The sequence below is a fragment of the Flavobacterium sp. GSP27 genome (genome assembly GCF_003970395.1).
Classification (GTDB): Bacteria; Bacteroidota; Bacteroidia; order Flavobacteriales; family Flavobacteriaceae; genus Flavobacterium.
This window is the reverse complement of sequence record NZ_RYDP01000005.1, coordinates 58,774-78,144: the sequence shown is the minus strand read 5'-3', so window position 1 is coordinate 78,144 and position 19,371 is coordinate 58,774. Positions and strand designations below refer to the sequence as shown.

Below are 19,371 nucleotides of genomic sequence, written 5' to 3'. Positions count from 1 at the left end.
TACTGATTCTCTATTTTATCAGCAAAAAATCAGCTGTTGTGTTTCAAAACCTGGGAAAAATATTTATGATAGTGTATGTAATCTGTTTTAGTTACATATCAATAAATTTGATTTTCACACCCTCTGACAGCATACCTATAGCCGCTTTTGTACTAGCTTTATTCTTTTCGTATACCATCATCAAACCCACCAAACTATATTGGATTTTCCTTATGTGCGTATTTATCTTTTTATTTATACTGTATTTTTTTGAAATAATACCCTTACGATCAATCATTATTTTATCGAATTTCTCATTAATGATCCTAATTATAAACTACATACGGTACACCTCTTTATTAAAAATTACTGATAAACTACGTTTTACTAATGAAATTGTAAATAAAGGCAACTCTCTCATTCTTGCTACCAATAAAAAAGGAGAAATTGTATTTTGCAGTGAAAATGTAAAGACCATTTTAGGTTATTCAGTAAATGAAGTTATGGGATTGGGCTACTGGAAAGTTACTGAGGACAAAGAATTTTATGGTGAAGAGTATCATATTAATTTTAAGGATGATCAGTTGTTTACCAGCAAAGTAAAATGTAAAAATGGAGCATACAAACACATTCAATGGAATGATAAAAAATTCTCAGATGATTTGATCATTGGGATAGGACAGGATGTAACAAATGAAATTAAAATACAAAACCAATATAAAAATTTAATTGAAAATGCTATTGATCTAATTTTTGAAGTCGATAATGACGGAGATTTTATATTTGTCAATGATTATACTATTAAATCTTTGGGATACAAAATAGATGAAATCATAAATCGAAATTATTCAGAATTTATACGAGAAGATTACCTTATCAGTATCAAAGATCTCTACCAGAATTTATTAATAAATGAAAATTATTTTTCTACCATTGAATTTCCATTGATAAAAAAGGATGGGCAAGAATTGTGGGTTTCCCAGAAAGTGATTATCCGGAGAAATGAATTTGGAGAAGTGGTAGCTTATTCTAGTATTGCCAGAGATATCACTAAGTTTAAAGACATAGAAAACGATATTAAAATACGTCAGGAAAAAGTAGAGGAATACAATGAAGCTGTAAAAAAACTATCAACAACCAACTTTAGTAATTACAAAAACCTGGATGTTAGTGTGATGCAAATAATTGAATTAGCTGCTAAAGTATCAAAGTGCAATCGGGTAAGTTATTGGAAATATACCGAAGATACAATTACCTGTGAAAATTTATATGACTTGGACCATAATTCTTATTCTAAGGGCTCCGTTTTAGAAAAGAAAAATTATCCTATTTATTTTGAGTCCATCAAAAACAAAACACAAATCAGTGCTCCTGATGTTTTTAATAAATATGAAATATCTGAATTTATAAATGACTATTTTTTAAAAAACGATATCAAATCACAACTTGCCATTCCCATTTTCATAAATGGAGACTTATCTGGAACCATTAGCTTTGAAACAGTAAAAACACAACGATACTGGGACAACGAGGACATTATTTTTGCCCGAACCATCTCGGATATTATATCGTTGACTATGATTTCTCACAGTCGGTATGAAACAGAGAAGAAATTAGAATACAAGAGTGAACTTTTATCTGCTATGGCACTTTGTACAGAGAAATTTTTGAACAGCAATGACATCAACGATATTTTCTCAGATGTACTCATTATTATGGGTAAAACTACAAAATCCCATAGAGCGTATTACTACGAAAATGATAGTAATACAGGTTTTATTAGCCAAAAATACAGATGGATAATTAACAATCATAAAATAACGAAAAACAATATTAAACTTCAAAATCTACCACATGTGTTTTTTGAAGAATTGTTGATACCGCTTTTAAACAACAAAGTTTACGATGCAATAATTTCAAAAATTGAGAATCCTTCCTTAAGGAATAAATTAGAAAATCTTGATGTTGTATCAATAATCCTTTTTCCAATTTTTATCAAAAATAGGTTTCGTGGCTTTTTGGGATTTGATGATACTCAAAATGAGAGATGTTGGTCCGAAGATGAGGTCAATATTTTACAAACATTAGCTAGGAATATAGCCTCATCAATAGAACGTATTACGAACGAGACCGCGATATATGAAAGTGAAGAGAAATTTAGATTATTAGCCAATAATATTCCAGGAACCGTTTATTTATCAAATTATGATGAAAACAACACAAAGATCTACATTAATGATGAGATTGAAAAGCTTACCGGATATCCAAAAAATGATTTTCTAACGAACCATTTATCCTTTATTGATTTAATTCATCCCGAAGACAAATTAAAAACCATTGCTACTCAAAAAAATGCAATAGATACTAAAATTCCGATTCATATTGTTTACCGGATTATACACAAGAACAAAACGGTTGTATGGGTGGAAGAATTTGGTGATACCATATACAAAGATGGGAAAATTGCATTCTTGGAAGGAATTTTTATTGATATTACAGCAAGGAAACAAACCGAAACCATAGTCAAAGAAAAAGAACTAGCAGAAGCTGCCAATAAAGCAAAATCAGAATTTCTGGCCAATATGAGTCATGAAATAAGAACACCGTTAAATGGGATTATTGGATTCACAGATTTGTTAATGAAAACACAACTTGGCTCAACCCAAGAAAAATACATCAATACAGTAAAACAATCCGCATATTCCTTGCTGGATATCGTAAATGACATTCTTGATTTTTCAAAGATTGAAGCCGGAAAACTAGATTTACACATTGAAAAATATAACGTAAAAGATGTTCTGGGTCAGATTATTGATTTAATATTATACGAATCCAACCAAAAAAATCTAAGTTTAAAACTAAATATATCGTCTGAAATTCCTGAATATTTTTGGATAGACATTGTCCGATTAAGACAAATTTTAATTAATTTATTGTCAAATGCTGTAAAATTCACAGAAAAGGGTTCCATTAAATTAAATGTTTCTGTGATTGAAAAAATTGATGCGTCGCATGTTAAGATTCGATTTGCAGTGATCGATACAGGAATTGGAATATTAGAAAAAAACAAATATAAAATTTTTCAGGCTTTTTCACAAGAAGACAGTTCTACGACAAGAAAATATGGAGGAACAGGATTAGGCCTGACAATTTCAAACCAATTACTTGGTATAATGAACAGTACCCTGCAACTGGAAAGCACCATCGAACTGGGAAGTACTTTTTATTTTGATTTAGATTTAAAAACCAGCAACGAAACTCCAAAAAATAGTACTGATCCTGAAATAGATCTAGATAAAAAAATACCTATTACAACCGTCAAAAATGCTAAAAAACTAAGAAGCGTTATGATTGTAGAGGATAACAAAGTAAACATGTTACTGCTTAAAACCATTATCAAAAATTTATTTGTAAATCCAATAATTTTCGAAATAGTCAACGGCAAAGAAGCTATCGAAAAATTTGAAATACTCCGGCCTGATCTTATTTTTATGGACATTCAAATGCCCGAAATGAATGGTTACGAAGCAACAAAAATAATAAGAAGCTTGAGTTCGGGTAAAAACCTGCCTATTATTGCAATAACTGCGGGCACCGAAAAAGAAGAGAAAGAAAAATGTCTCGCTGCAGGAATGAATGATTATATTTCAAAACCTATAGTCAAAGGAGTCATTGAGGAAACAATTGCTAAATGGATACTGTAGCCAACTATTTTTCTTTTAATTTATGTACATTTTATTTAAGTACATGACAAAAAGCTAAACAGATTGTTTTCTAAAGACTTAAATCCTGTCAAAAGAAATTTTGACAAGTAATCTAATCCGATAGCGGATTTGCAAGCTGATTTTTATGCGGGCGTATGAACACATTACAATCAAAAAATGAATGATTTACAGGAGGAAGGTGATATTGATGAAGCTTTAAGTGCAGCACATGCAGTTGGTGATGATGCGATTCAAGCTAAAATTCAAGGACACATTGTTCCGGAATCCTTTACACACGGAAGTTCCGCACAACGGAAAGTCTGGTTTATGAAAGGGTATCAATCTGGAGATATTACTCAAGGCGATACTTTTGTAGGAATTAATTAAAAAAGTGTTTAGTCTAATATGAATACTGAACTTTACATTATTTTCCTTTTTTAACTTAGATAATTGGTACCACCAAAGCTTTAGTATAGGAACGGATTAAAAATAACGTACTCGCTTTAAGTAAACAAAGTTAAACAATAAAACCATAACAGGGAAATTAGCAGTACCTTTGCGCCAAATTAAAGGAGTAAACTAAATAATAGTGTTTGCTTCATAAACACCATTTATGTCATTTAACTCATTAGGCTTATCGGATGCTTTACTTAAAGCCATCAGCAAAAAAGGATACACAACCCCTTCTCCAATACAACAAAAAGCAATTCCACCCATTTTAGAAGGCAAAGATGTATTAGCATCCGCACAAACGGGAACAGGAAAAACGGCTGGTTTTACACTGCCTATTTTACAATTATTATCGCAAGGGCAACAGTTGCGACAAAGGCCCATTCGTGCTTTAATATTAACGCCAACCAGAGAATTAGCCGCACAAATATTAGCCAATATAAAAGAATACAGTGAATTTTTAGACTTAAAAAGCACCGTTATTTTTGGAGGTGTAAACCAGAATCCACAAGTTACCCAACTGCGTCAGGGTATCGATATTTTAGTCGCCACACCAGGTCGGTTAATCGATTTGCAAAACCAAGGATTAATATCGCTTGCCAAAGTTGAAATCTTAGTTTTAGATGAAGCGGATCGCATGCTAGATATGGGTTTTGTACGAGACATTGAGCGCATTATAAAAGTATTACCTGCAAAAAGGCAAAATTTGATGTTTTCGGCAACCTTTTCAACAGATATAAAGAAATTGGCCATGGGCATTTTGCATCATCCCGTTCATGTGGAAGCAACCCCAGAAAATACAACCGTGGATGCTATTACTCAAATAGTGTATCCTGTTGCCAAAGAGAAAAAAACAGAACTCATCATTAAATTGATTACAGAGGGAAACTGGAAACAAATTTTGGTTTTCACCCGTACGAAACAAGGTGCTAATAAGCTGACGGAAAGCATGATTAGTGCCGGAATTAAAGCAGCTGCTATTCACGGAAATAAAGGCCAGGGAGCACGTACCAAAGCCTTGGCGGGCTTCAAAGACGGAAGCCTGACCGCGTTGGTCGCTACAGATATTGCGGCCAGAGGTCTGGATATACCATTATTACCACATGTGGTCAATTTTGAATTACCCAACATTCCAGAAGATTACGTTCACCGCATAGGCCGTACAGGAAGAGCTGGAGCTAATGGAGAAGCTATTTCATTATTCAGTCCGGACGAAACAGTCTTTCTACGTGATATAGAAAAATTAGTGGGTTTGAAATTACCTAAAGAAAACATCAAAGGTTTCGAGCCAGATCCTAACGCTTCCAAAGAACCTATCAAACAAGGACAAGGAAGACAACAACGCGATTCAACTCCGCGAAAACCAAAAACAGAGACCACAAACCGCACCAGCAATAACAGTTTTGGTCCAAGACGCCCGAGTCAAAATAATGATCGACGTTAAACTAAATAATAGTTTAAGAAAATACATTTTTTTTAGGAGCAGAACGAGTTCGTTTTTTAAGAACGTATTTCCCGCTATACACTACAATCTTTACACCCTGTCAGAGTTTTGAACCCTGACAGGGTGTAAAGGATTTTCATTTCTATCGGGGCTATTTAGATCGTTTTTATTTTTATCATAGCATTTTGTATTTAACTCTTTGAAAAACAAAGTCGAGCTCGTTTCCCGCTGCGCGCTGCGCAAAGTCTCCGACTTTGAGTATGTGTTTTTCAGTCTCCGACTGATCTTAAAACCCCGATAGGCGGATTTGCAATGGGGCTATTCAAACCGCTTAATCGGGGCTCAAAACTACTCTTGTTGGTTTCAACTATATCCAAAAGCACAGCTATCATTGACCATCAGCAGATTGTTTTTCTTATAAGACAATAACTATTTATAAAAATTCTGCAAAATCAGAAAATGTTTAAAGAACTTTTATTAAAAGAATGGCTGAATGATATTTATTTCTATTAATAGTTAATTTTATATTAGCATTCAAAACACAATACTTGATCCAATTAATTTAAAATTTTAAACGTAAAAAAGGAGCTCTGCTATACAAACAGAACTCCTTTTTAACTTTAAAACTAAATTTTTATTTAATACCCATCATTTTGAGTTAAGTTTTTATTTACATCTATTTCTCTTCTCGGAATAGGTAAAATTAAATTATTGGCATCGTAAGGAAGAGATCCAATATTTTGTTTTAATCGTTTTGCATCAAATAAAGCAAATCCTTCAAAAGATAATTCTCTTTTTCTTTCCATTAAAATAGTAGCCAAATCAACAGTGATAAATAGAGCTGCACCCGAACGTTGGCGTAGTATATTAACATCATTAACAGGAGAAAGCCCTGTAACCGTTCCTAGTCTAAAATTAGACTCAGCCCTTGTTAAATACATTTCAGCTAGACGTAGCATTGGTATATTCGCAAATTGGCTTTTCCATTTTGTTGTACACCACCATTTTGCTTTGTAAAAGAAATCGGCTCTCTTATCATTCGGATCATCATAAATATCCCAATGCTGTGATAAAATTTCCACATCTGGATTTCCCACGCGACCTCCAAAAGCAGAACCGGCCCAAAACACATTAAAATCATTAGAGCTAGCATCCTGACTCGTTATTTGCCAAGCAAATAAATCTTCATTTGAATTTTCTAAATTATTAAATGCTTGTGCAAAAGTAGTCGTTAAAGTCGCGGAACTTTCATTAATAACGATATCAGCCATATTTCGGGCATTGGCATAGTCTCCTTTTTGCAAATAAACTCTAGCAAGAAGTGCCGCTGCACTGTATTTTGTTGCAAAAATATCATTCGATGCTGGTAACAAAGTGTAAGCATCTTTTAAATCCGCAATAACCTGAGTGTATACTTCTTCTAAAGTGTTCCTTTTAGGAAATTCAATCTGACTAGGATCCAGCACCCCTCTAAGAACAATAGGAACTCCAAGCTGACTATTTACGGATCCCGAAACATAGGGTTTCGCAAATAATCGTGCCAAATCAAAATATACCAGACCTCTAAGGAATTTTGCTTCTCCTTCGGTAACATCTTTATCAGCCACGTCAGTGATTACAGCTAAATTATCAAGTACGATATTAACGTGATTACTAATTCCATATCCGTTTAGCCAAATACTTGCAACAAAACTATTGTCCGTTAAAATAGCTTTCTCATTATATTCTCCTGGTTGAATATAAGTTCCGTTCCAATAAAGATCACCATCATTGGCCAGTAATTCTGAAGCTAGTGCGATTCCACCGCCATAACTAGAACTGGACCTCGCAACACCGTAAGCATTGATTAAAATCTTATGTATGTTCTCTGGAGTTGAAATGGCTACCTCTTTTGAAATGGCTTGTTCCGGCTTAATATCCAAGTTATCATCACAACCCACAAAGAAGATAGTAAGTAATGACATTAAAATTATTATGTAGTTATACTTTTTCATAAATGTTTTATTTATAGATCAATATTTAATCCAATAGTAATTGTTTTAGCAGGAGGAGCGGAATAAAATGCAATTCCTTTTTGAATATTAGAATCGCCATTATTATCAAAAGAGGCTTCTGGATCATATCCACTATAATTAGTAAAGGTTAGCAGATTGACTCCTGTTAAGTAAAGTCGTACCCTGTCGACAGACAATTTTTGAATGAGTGTTTTAGGAAGCGTATATCCTAAAGATAAATTTCTTAATCGAACAAAATCAGTTTTTTCTAAATAACGTGTTGAGGCTTGTTGCCCGTTTGTAGAATACATTCTGGCTTGAGGTACCATAGTAATATCCCCCGGATTTTGCCATCTATTTAACTGATCCGTTGTTTGATTGTCTTCATATCGGGCATTCCCTGATTGGAATTTCCCACCTTCATTATACATAGAAGATCCCCATTCGCCTTGAAAAGTAAAAGAAAAATCAAAATTTCTAAAAGATACCGTATTGGTCATTCCTGTCATAAACGTAGGATATGGACTTCCTGAAATTACTCTTTGTGCTTCACTATAATTATTAGTTGTTGATTTATCTAAACTACCATCTGGATTTGCCGTATTTCGATAAAATAAAGCATCTCCATTTGCGGGGTCAACCCCAGCATATTCCACTATATAAAAAGAGGAAATGGTTTCACCTACCCTAACAATATTATGTCCAGCTACAATATCTCCACCAGGCAAAGCAGTCACTTTATTATCTAAAGTCGAAAGGTTTAAAGACGTTTTCCAATTAAAATTAGTTGTTTTGATATTGGTAGTATTCAATACAAATTCAAACCCTTTATTAGTCAAAGATCCTACATTACGAGTTAAAGAACTCCAGCCTGAAGTTCCCGGAAGTGGTTCATTTAATAAAAGATCATTTGTTTTTTTAACGTAATAATCAATTTCACCGCTTACTCTGCTATTCAATATTCCAAAATCAATTCCCACATCAAATTGATTTGTCTTTTCCCATTTTAAATCTTGATTTACCAATTGAACTGGATTAATTGCTGATCGTTGATTATAGGAGGATCCTTCAAAAAGACCTAAACTAGCAAAGTTGCCAATACCTGCATTTCCCGTTACTCCAAAACTTCCTCTAACTTTTAATAAGTTGATGACACCACTGTCTTTCAAAAAATCTTCTTCAGAAATAATCCAACCTGCAGAAGCAGCAGGAAATACTCCGTATCGGTTTGATACTCCAAATCGCGAAGAACCGTCATAACGTATGCTTCCTTTTAAGAGGTATTTATCCATAAATGAAAAAGTAGCTCTACCAAAATAGGAAAGAAAATTATACTTTGTTCTACTTGAAGATCCAGCTATTATTTCAGAAGCACTTTCTATAGTTTGCAGCGCATCTGACGGAAATCCTGTTCCCGCAACATATTGCCTGCTTCGAGAACTTTCTTCAAAGCTCATTCCTCCAACAAACTCTACGTCATAATCCTCATTAAATGTTTTAGCATAAGTAAAATAATTATTAATACTGTACTTATCTGACTGAACTGCATTGGCATCTGCATAACCATTAGTAGAAACAGATTCCGTCAGACTTCCTGAAAAATATTCTTCCGTTTGATTGTTATTATCATAGCCTAACTCTGTTTTAAAAGTCAATTCAGGCAAAATTTTATATTCCAAATAACTATTCATTAAAGTTCTAAAAATATTTACTCCCCAACTTCCATTGAATTCTTGCATTAAAAAATTATAATAGATGGTAGATTGATTGTTAGGTGTCACCCCATCGTCTAAATAAGCGGGAGATAAAGGGGATTGTGCCACCGCTTGCAATGGAGTTGCAAAAGAATTATCTGCTCCAATTCTTGCAATATTTGTTTTACTTAAACTCGTATTAAGTCCCACTCTTAATCTATCGGAAACTTTATGATCTAAATTCCCTCTATAAGAATAACGCTCCATACTGTTCCCTCTAATAATTCCTTGCGTGTTATTATAACCACCTGAAATAAAGAATACCGTTTTTTCATCACCTCCTGATATAGAAAAGGTATGGTCTTGAACTGATCCTTTTACCAAGGCTAAATCTTGCCAATCCGTATCAACTTCATTAATTCTCCAATTTTTACCATTCCCCTGTTGATCAAAAACACCTCCAGGTTCCGTTAACCATAAATCCGCAGCTCCATAACTATTTGCAGAAGCTTCGGTAAAAAGCTCCGTATATTGTGCTGTATTTAACCAGCTCATTTTATTGGTTGCTTCGCTCCAACCTGCAGAGGTGTTCAAAGAGATTTTCGTTTTCCCAGATTTCCCTTGTTTAGTTGTAATCAAAACAACTCCATTCGTTCCTCGAGCTCCGTAAATGGCGGCAGATGAAGCATCTTTTAATATTTGAATAGATTCAATATCATTAGGATTTAATGAAATTAAAGGATTAATAGGGGCGCTTCCCGTACTTTCATTATCATTTATCAATGGCAACCCATCGATTACGTATAAAGGCTCTTGAGACGAAGAAATACTAGAAATTCCTCTTATTCTCATTTTCACACCACCTTCTACTTTACCATTTATTTGAGTAATTTGGACACCCGCAGCTTTACCAACAAGTGCATTTTGCAAATTTGCTACTGGAATTTGATTAATTTGATCAGAAGAAATAGAAGCGATGTTATCCGTTAATTTACGCTTGGATTGTTTTCCAAAACCAATTACTAGAACTTCTTTTAGCTCAGCCGAATCTTCTTTTAAAATTAAATTTAGGGTACTTATCCCTGCTACACTTAATTCCTGAGTTTTTAATCCAATGTAACTAAAGATTAAAACGGCATTAGAGCCAACATTTTTAATCGTAAAATTTCCATCCATATCTGTAAGTACGCCATTGGTTGTTCCTTTAACTAAAATAGTGGCTCCTGGAAGGGGACCATTAGAATCCGACACTCTACCAGAAACCTCTTGTGAATAGGTCATAGTAGTACAAAACATCGTTAGAAACACCATCAAGCCTTTGAGTAGACTATTTTTCATAAATAATAAATAAGTTAGTTAATACCTGTTGTTATTTGTTATAATTTTAACAAATATACACAAATAAGTTAAGAAAATATTAATTGATAACTGATAATAATCAAAAGAGAAGGAATTAAATTTAAAATAGGAAATCATTTACCAAGCGTTAAAGAGTATCGCTTTGAATGAAAAAATTTAAGCAATAAAGCCTAAAACATTAAAAATCATAACTTTAGAATACAAAACAAGGAGGTGATAATTTGTTTTTAAAAGGTATAAAAATCTTAAAAAATTATACTCATTTTTAAAAAAAATAAATAAAATATAGGTTAGCACGTGTTAAAATAATAAAATATGAAATTAAAATTTGGTATTCATACAAAAAAAAGAAAATATCGTTTACATTTTTTTACAAAAAACAAAGTACTATTAAATAGTAAATTTCCGTTTTTCCGTGAGAATTCAGAACAAGAGAATAATCAGTCATAATGTAAATCCCTTTCTTTTTGAATCGATTGCAAAACTGACTGTATTCTCTAATTTATTTTTAATTTTATGCTCTACAAAACCATAACTCTTATACTCTTTTGGAACATAAACCAGAATTAAATGTTTTTTAAAGCGAATAATCTCTGTTGTTTGTTTTAAAACGGAAATATTTATTGCCTAAACCAAAAGATATCGGATGCCTTACATCCAATACATTTTCTATGACTATGCCGATGAAAGTGGACATTCTATAACATCTCCACGAATTGAGGCTGAAATGGTTGTGTTTTTTGCTTTTTTACAAACTGCAAAACGCTATTTTAATTTCACATCGAATCCTGTTTTTTTGATTACTTTTATCATTTTCTCATTCGAAAAGAATCAATGCAGGCTTTTAAACTTGGAGGAATAGAATCCAATAATTACAAAAAAAATAAAATATAGAAAAAATAATGTTCACTTTCTTTAAATATCAGTTTTTCTACTTGAAAGCTAGTCTTGTATTAAATTTAAAAGTCTTGTATTAAAAAATAAATTGTATTTTGGATCAATTCGATAGTTAATCCCATAGAAATTAATTGTAATTTTTTAACTAAAAAGATGAAAAATGTTGTAATAAACTCGATACTGATTATGAAAAAACTGTTATTCCTTCTACTGTTTCTTGTTCCCATTATCATTTTTTCACAAGAATCCAAAAAAATTGCTCATATTGATTCAGTACTGAATTATTTGCATCAACGACAACTTTTTAACGGCAGCCTATTGATTGGAAAAGAAGGAAAAATCCTTTATAAAAAAACATTTGGCAATGCAGACCCAAAAAATGACACTCCCTTAAATAATTCTTCAGCATTCAACCTTGCTTCTGTCTCCAAGCAGTTCTTTTCGATGATGATTATGATATTAAAAGAACAAGGTAAATTGAATTATGACGAATCTGTACAAAAATATTTACCAAAATTTCCATACAACAACATCAGCATTCGTCAACTGATGAATCATACTTCGGGACTTCCCGATTATTTCGAAATAGCGAAAGGCGACATGACATTGCTCGATACACTCAGCAATAAATCGCTGTTGGAATTACTAGCCCTCAAAAAACCAAATCTTGTTTTTCAGTCAGGAGAAAAATGGCAGTACTGCGATACTAATTATGCCATACTTGCCTCCGTCCTGGAAATGGTTTCTGGTAGCACGTCCGACAAATTTTTTCAGCAATATATAGCTGCTCCACTTAAAATGAACAACAGTTATGTCTATCATTTGAAGATGAAATCCTATCCGCCATCACGCGTTTTTGGTATGCGATATGAAGGAGGAAAATCATTGTCTAATGACCTGATTCGTTTTGATGGCGTAGTTGGCGATGGCAATGTATATGCTTCGGCAGAAGATCTATATAAATGGGATCAGGCACTCTACACCGGAAAAATTTTAAACAAATCAAGCTTCACAGAAGCGATCACATCCGGGAAACTAAATAATGGTGCCGAAACTAAATATGGTTTTGGCTGGGACATAATAGAGCCTGGAAAAACGGTGGCACATACTGGCAATTGGGTTGGTTTCAATGCCGCCATCATTCGATACATCGATAAAAATCAAACACTAATTATACTTGACAATTCTTCTAATTCTTATGCAAACAAGTTGATCCCGAATATTTGGGAAGAAAAACCCATTGCACTTCCACAAACCCAGCTTATTACCAATATAAAAGTAATTGATGGAACGGGCCTTCCGGCTTATGCCGCTAATGTTCGCCTTGTGGATGATCGCATACAAGACATCGGATCACTAAAGGTTTTCAAGAATGAAAGTACTACCGACGGAAAAGGAAAAGTACTGGCTCCTGGTTTTATTGACAGCCATAGTCATCATGCCTCAGGACTTGATGAAAAACCTGAAGGAATCGCAGCAACAAACCAAGGTATTACAACTATTGTAATAGGGCAAGATGGAGAATCAGTACCCATCGACACAATACTTTCATCGATAAAAAAAATCCCCGTAAGTATAAATATCGCTACATACACCGGACAGGCTTGGTTACGCGAAAAAATAATGAAGGATGATGTAGGTAGAAAAGCTACTACTCTTGAAATTGATGCTATGAAAATTTTGCTAGCATCTGAGATGGATAAAGGTTCGCTTGGACTTAGCACTGGACTTGAATACGAGGCAGCTTATTACAGTAGTCGCGATGAAGTAGTTGAACTTGCCAAAGTAGCTGCCTCCAAAGGCGGGCGTTACATTAGCCACATTCGCAGCGAAGATATGCATCTCGATGAAGCTATTGATGAAATTATTGATATTGGAAGAGAGGCAAAAATTCCTGTTCAAATCTCTCATTTAAAAATTGCCATGCGTAGTAGATGGGGCAATTCTGGTCTTATTCTTAAAAAATTACAACAGGCACGACTCGAAGGTATCAATATCACAGCCGATGTATATCCTTATACCATGTGGAATTCTACGCCGAGGGTTTTATTTCCAGAGAAAGATTTTGACAATCTCGCCAGTGCTGAATTTGCAACACAAGAATTGTTTGATCCTGCTAATTCAGTAATGGTCCGTTACGCACCAAGTCCTACTTGGCAAGGAAAAACGGTGACCGAAATTGCTGCAATAAATAATGAAACTGCTGCGCAGGCGCTCTTGCGCATCATTCGCGAGACATCAGCAATCGGTCAGGATGGAACTATTGTGGCAAAATCAATGAGTGAAACTGACATCAGCAATTTCCTCAAGTGGCCTTTTAGCAACGTCTGTTCTGATGGGTCGATGGGTGGACATCCTCGTGGACATGGTTCTTTCTCCCGAGTGCTGGGTCGCTATGTCCGTGAGCAAAAACTGATACCACTAGAAACGGCCATACAAAAGATGACTAGCTTATCTGCAGAAAACGTAGGCATAAAAAATCGCGGACTCATTGCCCCAGGTTACTTTGCCGACTTAGTCTTGTTTGATCCTAATACTATAATGGATAATGCCACAGTAAGCAATCCTACGGCTCTTTCCACAGGAATACAGAGCGTATGGGTAAATGGAAAACTAGTTTATAACGAGCAAAAATCAGTTCCGAATTTTACGGGTAAGTTTATTAAAATGGAAAAAAATTAAATACAAAAAAGCAATCAAAATAATTATAAAACACCTAAAACCATGAACAAATCTATTTCAATTTCTAAATTTCATTTTATAATTTTTCTATTATTGGCCTTTTGTTCCATTCAAGCTCAAACTCCAAAAGGAACCTTATTTATCATTGGCGGTGGAAACAGATCAGATAAACTGATGACCTGTTTATTGTCCCTTTCTAAATTAGAAGCAAAAGATTATATCGTCGTATTACCCATGTCCAGCGAAGAGCCAGACAGTGCCTACATTTACTTCAATGATCAGCTAAAAAGGCTAACGTCAAATCCCATAGTGATGCTCAATTTTGATAAAAAAACCGCAACTAATCCAAAATGGATTGACTCTCTTCAAAAGGCAAAACTCATTTTTATAAGTGGAGGCGACCAAACCCGATTCATGGATATCGTCAAAAACACTCCCATTAAAACAGCCATTCATCAAGCCTACAAAAACGGAAGTACCGTTGCCGGAACAAGTGCTGGAGCAGCGGTAATGTGCGAACACATGATCACCGGAAATCAAAAATTAAATCCGGTATATACTGGAACTTTTGACAACATACGCCACAATAATCTCGAAACAACAGAGGGTTTAGGCTTAATGAAAAACGTGATTATTGATCAGCATTTTCTAAAAAGAAGTCGATACAACCGTTTATTATCTGCTATGGTAGAATTCCCTTCTCACGTCGGAATAGGAATTGATGAAGCCACAGCTATCATTGTTCAAAATAAAACTATAGAAATTACAGGAGAAAGCGAAGTTATCGTAATCAAAAATCCAAAAGGGATTCAAAAGTCAGGTACAAATAATCTTATATCCATAGAAAGTCTGGAAATGAGTATTTACAATAATGGTCAAAAATTTAAAATATAAAATTATTATCCAATTATAAAAACGGTCTGAAATTTATCTTACTTACGCTTATGTAAACTCTCCGGTATTTATCAGAATTCCAACTACTAAGAACACAACACCACAAACCGCACCAGCAATAACAGTTTTGGTCCAAGACGCCCGAGTCAAAATAATGATCGACGTTAAACTAAATAATAGTTTAAGAAAATACATTTTTTTTAGGAGCAGAACGAGTTCGTTTTTTAAGAACGTATTTCCCGCTATACACTACAATCTTTACACCCTGTCAGAGTTTTGAACCCTGACAGGGTGTAAAGGATTTTCATTTCTATCGGGGCTATTTAGATCGTTTTTATTTTTATCATAGCATTTTGTATTTAACTCTTTGAAAAACAAAGTCGAGCTCGTTTCCCGCTGCGCGCTGCGCAAAGTCTCCGACTTTGAGTATGTGTTTTTCAGTCTCCGACTGATCTTAAAATTCAAAGATTCAAAAAACAAAATCGGTTAAAAACCGAAAGGCACTTCCTCAAAATCCGAGATTTTGTGGAACGTTGTGATAAACATCTGAAATTAAAAATTGTTGATCAAAAACCCCAACTCTGCTCCACTTTACACTGAAAACTGTTGTTTCCAAATACAACAATAATTTAAAGCTTTATTTTACAAATAAGTATTCTATTCATATGTAGATAATATTTGTTTTTTATAGGAATATGGTATCGCCAGATCTTCATTGGTGTTTGCGACAGCTTCTGTCATGGCGATTTCATACGTATTCAAATCTAGCTTAAGAATAGTACCTACTCTGCTAAACTCTTCATTAATCTTTGCATTCAAGATTAGTTGTTCATTTGTTATTGGATGATTAAAAATTAACTGATGTGCATGAAGCATCATTCCTTTCAGTTCAAAATTCTCCAACCATAATTTATTTTGCTTGTTACAACCATGTGGCCGACTTCCTAAAATGGGATGAAAAATATGTTTGAAATGTTTTCGTAATTGATGCATACGTCCAGTTTCAGGAATCGCTTCTACCAAACAATATCGTGACGTTGGTTGATTGTTAAATTCTAACTCAATTTCGGTAGTTTGCAATCGATGAAAGTAGGTTATTGCATTTTGTATAACACCATCATCATTGGTTAAATCATAATCAATCGTTAGTTCTTCGGGTGACCAACCACGTAAAATTGCTAAATACTTTTTTTCGACTTCGCGCGTGGCAAAACGATCATTCATAATTTTTAAAACCTTTTTATCCAACGCAAATAACAAGACACCAGATGTTTTGCGATCTAACCGATGAATAGGATAAACGTGTCGCCCTCCTATTTGATTTCTCAATTCTTGAATAGCAAAAACTTTTGCATCACGCGCATAGAATGATTTGTGAACCAACAAGCCACTTGGTTTATTAATTGCTATAATATATTCGTCTTGGTAAAGAATTTCTAACATTTGGCAAAAATAAAAGAGATTTCTATCGAAATCTCTTTTTTAACTTATTTATTTCTATTCTTTTCTTTTTCCCCCGCTAGCGCGAAGGTATTCTCATTTTTGCAGCCGTGAAACATCTGAAATCTATTTTAGCCCAACCACCCATCACGATCCAAACTTCTATACTGAATCGCTTCAGCAATGTGGCTGGAAACCACTATTGGAGCCGCATCAAGATCAGCGATCGTGCGTGCAACCTTCAAAATACGATCATAGGCTCGAGCCGATAAATTTAATCGTTCCATCGCTGTTTTCAATAATTGTTTTGAAACATCGTCCAAGGCACAATATTCCCGAATGTGTTTGGTATTCATTTGGGCATTGTAATGGATATTTTCCATTTGCTCAAAGCGTTCGGTTTGAATTTCTCGAGCCGCTGTCACTCTTTTGCGAATGTCTACACTACTTTCTGCTTTTTGATCATCCGATAATTTTTCGAAAGGGACTGGTGTCACTTCGATATGAATATCAATTCTATCTAATAAAGGTCCTGAGATTTTACTCAAATACCGCTGCATTTCATGTGGTGAAGAAGTTTGTGGCGAATCCGGATCGTTGAAAAAACCACTTGGACTCGGATTCATACTTGCCACCAGCATAAACGAGGATGGATAAGTAACTGTAAATTTAGCTCTGGAAATAGTCACTTCTCGATCTTCCAGTGGTTGGCGCATCACTTCCAGAACATCGCGTTTAAATTCCGGCAATTCATCCAGAAACAAAACGCCATTGTGCGCCATTGAAATTTCGCCGGGTTGCGGATAACTGCCACCGCCAACAAGCGCCACATTGGATATGGTATTAATTGTAGGGGTGATAAATCAACCTCTAAACCATTAATATTAAAGTCTTTAATTAAATTTATTGTTTGGTCGAAAATATTTTTTGTAATTGAAAAATTATTAGTTGTTTCAGTATAATCAGTAGTGGTAATTTCATCTTCATTGGATTCTTTTTCATTTACTTCACTTTCATTACTGAAATTTTCATCTAAATCTTCATATTCATCAAAATCATTAAATTCTTCAACCTCATCGTTATTATCTTTATATAATTTCGGTTTAAAAAGATCATACGTTGGTAATGAGGTTATATAATTCCAATTATCATTATTGTACTCCTCATCATTATCATAAGTCCTAAAAAGTGATTCTTTTTTGTCTAACAAAGAAATAGATTTCGGCAAGTCGATTTTAAATTTTATATCAATTTTATATTCACCTTTATCAATTAAATAACTTATGTTGATATTACTTATAAAATCATTTATAATTTCTTTTTTCTTTTCAAATGTGGTGACCTTAGAAAAGCTTTCAAATTCATTTTCATACTTCGTCATAATTTTATTTGATGACTCCAAGGCAAACATCTTTTGTTTATTTTCACCAATGATTATATTATTCTCATGAATCTTATAATCAATATCTCTTAAAGTATCAGTAATATCATTTTCAGAAATTATTCCTTTTATTACCAATTCAATAGCTCTTTTACGTTCAGTACCTAAAATTTCATTTCTTTTATCCAATCGTTTGATCTTATCGGCCAACTTATTCACCTCTTTGACATCAAACGAGAATTCTTGATCCATTTTATCCCGTAAACCGTGGTCATAAAATAATCGATGCCAAATAAAATATTCTATTTTATCAATATTAATAGATCGATTTCCACAATTTTCACCTTTAATTCTTTTACTAGAACACATATAATGATTGTCGTGCTTGTCCAGTCGTTTTTTGCCGTACATATTGCGACCACAAACCCCACATCTAAGCAATCCTTTCAATAAATAACGGTAATCTACTTTTTTACCAGTGTTATTTCTATTTAATGGTAAATGATAATTCACTTTATCCCAATAAATAGGGTCAAAAATCGCTGGTACTTGGGTAACAATCCCAGAATAAAGTCTTTCACCCTTGTAAATCGTATTCTTTATTATGTTCGTAATGGTATTTGGGGCCCATTTAACGTCCTTTTTCTCTTTGGTTGACACAATACCCGTATATTTATTTTTAACCGATACAGTGCCAGTTTCCATTGTATTATATCTCGTTGGAATGCCTTCATCATTCAGGGCCACCGATATGGTTCTAGTTCCAATACCTTCTAATGACATAGCAAAAATCCTTTTTACGGTAACCGCTTCAATTTCATTAATAATCATCATATCATTTACATCCTTGGTGTAACCATAAGGTAAGATACCACGGGTCTTACCCTCTTTAACTCGTAACCTCAACGCTGATTTAACTTTTAATTTGGTCGTGGTTACGTGAAACTTATTAATCACTGAAAGAAGGTCACCAAAAAATTGTTGTTGTGGATCGTTCAGATCTTCAACCCCACCCATAGCTGTTATAAATGTAATATTGTTTTTCCTGAACAAATCAGTAATTACAAAACGCATTTGTGGGTTTCTTTCCAAACGTGATTGATCATAACAGAAAACGTGAGTTAGGTTTCCAGTTGAAACATCACCAAGCAATCTTTCAAATTCAGGTCTATCACTTATTTTTTCAGCTGCACCAGAAATTCCTTCATCAATGTATAACACAAATGGTATGTTTAATTCATCAGCTTTTGCAATTCCTTTTTGCTTTTGATCTTCAATTGACAAATCGTTTCCATCTTTTATTCGTGAAATCCTACAATAAATACCTATTTTCATAACATGAGATCAATTAGCCCGTAAATATACAATAAGTTTGTATTTTTTTCATTGTGGGGGTAATTTCAAATGAGCGATAAAACACATTATATTAAAGGGTGCAAAGGTTTAACTTTAG

General features: G+C 33.9%; 8 protein-coding genes and 3 pseudogenes. 6 read left to right on the top strand and 5 right to left on the bottom strand.

Annotated elements, in window-relative coordinates; all coding sequences use genetic code 11:
* The first annotated feature begins 299 nt into the window (after window positions 1-299).
* From EKM05_RS06055 to EKM05_RS06045, 3 genes and pseudogenes are all read left to right on the top strand, one after another.
* Window positions 300-3,683 (top strand): PAS domain S-box protein, encoded by a 3,384-nt coding sequence (locus EKM05_RS06055; protein WP_233590884.1) that lies wholly within the window; start codon window positions 300-302, stop codon window positions 3,681-3,683.
* A gap of 126 nt (window positions 3,684-3,809) precedes the next feature.
* Window positions 3,810-4,070, top strand: a pseudogene (locus tag EKM05_RS06050) (neutral zinc metallopeptidase); the annotation flags it as partial.
* A 226-nt stretch (window positions 4,071-4,296) separates the two neighbouring features.
* Window positions 4,297-5,577 carry a DEAD/DEAH box helicase gene (locus EKM05_RS06045; RefSeq protein ID WP_126515451.1) on the top strand — a complete coding sequence of 427 codons (1,281 nt, stop codon included), beginning with the start codon at window positions 4,297-4,299 and terminating at the stop codon, window positions 5,575-5,577.
* 638 nt (window positions 5,578-6,215) lie between these two features.
* Here the strand turns inward: EKM05_RS06045 and EKM05_RS06040 are convergent.
* Both EKM05_RS06040 and EKM05_RS06035 read right to left on the bottom strand, forming a co-directional pair.
* A complete protein-coding gene (locus EKM05_RS06040; RefSeq protein ID WP_126515452.1) occupies window positions 6,216-7,571 on the bottom strand; it encodes a RagB/SusD family nutrient uptake outer membrane protein in 1,356 nt (451 codons plus the stop codon).
* A gap of 11 nt (window positions 7,572-7,582) precedes the next feature.
* Window positions 7,583-10,603 carry a TonB-dependent receptor gene (locus EKM05_RS06035; RefSeq protein WP_126554148.1) on the bottom strand — a complete coding sequence of 1,007 codons (3,021 nt, stop codon included), beginning with the start codon at window positions 10,601-10,603 and terminating at the stop codon, window positions 7,583-7,585.
* Between the two features lie 667 nt (window positions 10,604-11,270).
* Between EKM05_RS06035 and EKM05_RS06030 the strand changes: the two genes are divergently transcribed.
* From EKM05_RS06030 to EKM05_RS06020, 3 genes are all read left to right on the top strand, one after another.
* Window positions 11,271-11,486 (top strand): hypothetical protein, encoded by a 216-nt coding sequence (locus EKM05_RS06030; RefSeq protein WP_126462544.1) that lies wholly within the window; start codon window positions 11,271-11,273, stop codon window positions 11,484-11,486.
* Between the two features lie 188 nt (window positions 11,487-11,674).
* Window positions 11,675-14,203, top strand: coding sequence for a serine hydrolase (locus tag EKM05_RS06025; protein ID WP_199749579.1), 2,529 nt, complete (start codon window positions 11,675-11,677; stop codon window positions 14,201-14,203).
* A gap of 42 nt (window positions 14,204-14,245) precedes the next feature.
* Window positions 14,246-15,097 carry a cyanophycinase gene (locus EKM05_RS06020; protein WP_126554146.1) on the top strand — a complete coding sequence of 284 codons (852 nt, stop codon included), beginning with the start codon at window positions 14,246-14,248 and terminating at the stop codon, window positions 15,095-15,097.
* A gap of 657 nt (window positions 15,098-15,754) precedes the next feature.
* Here the strand turns inward: EKM05_RS06020 and EKM05_RS06015 are convergent.
* The 3 genes and pseudogenes from EKM05_RS06015 to EKM05_RS14590 form a co-directional block, all read right to left on the bottom strand.
* The gene (locus tag EKM05_RS06015) at window positions 15,755-16,540 is read right to left on the bottom strand and encodes a pseudouridine synthase (protein WP_126554144.1); all 786 of its coding nucleotides are present in this window, start codon (window positions 16,538-16,540) and stop codon (window positions 15,755-15,757) included.
* Between the two features lie 128 nt (window positions 16,541-16,668).
* Window positions 16,669-17,382 (bottom strand): annotated as a pseudogene (locus EKM05_RS06010) (YifB family Mg chelatase-like AAA ATPase); the annotation flags it as partial.
* 827 nt (window positions 17,383-18,209) lie between these two features.
* Window positions 18,210-19,253: pseudogene (locus tag EKM05_RS14590) on the bottom strand (recombinase family protein); the annotation flags it as partial.
* Window positions 19,254-19,371 lie beyond the last annotated feature (118 nt).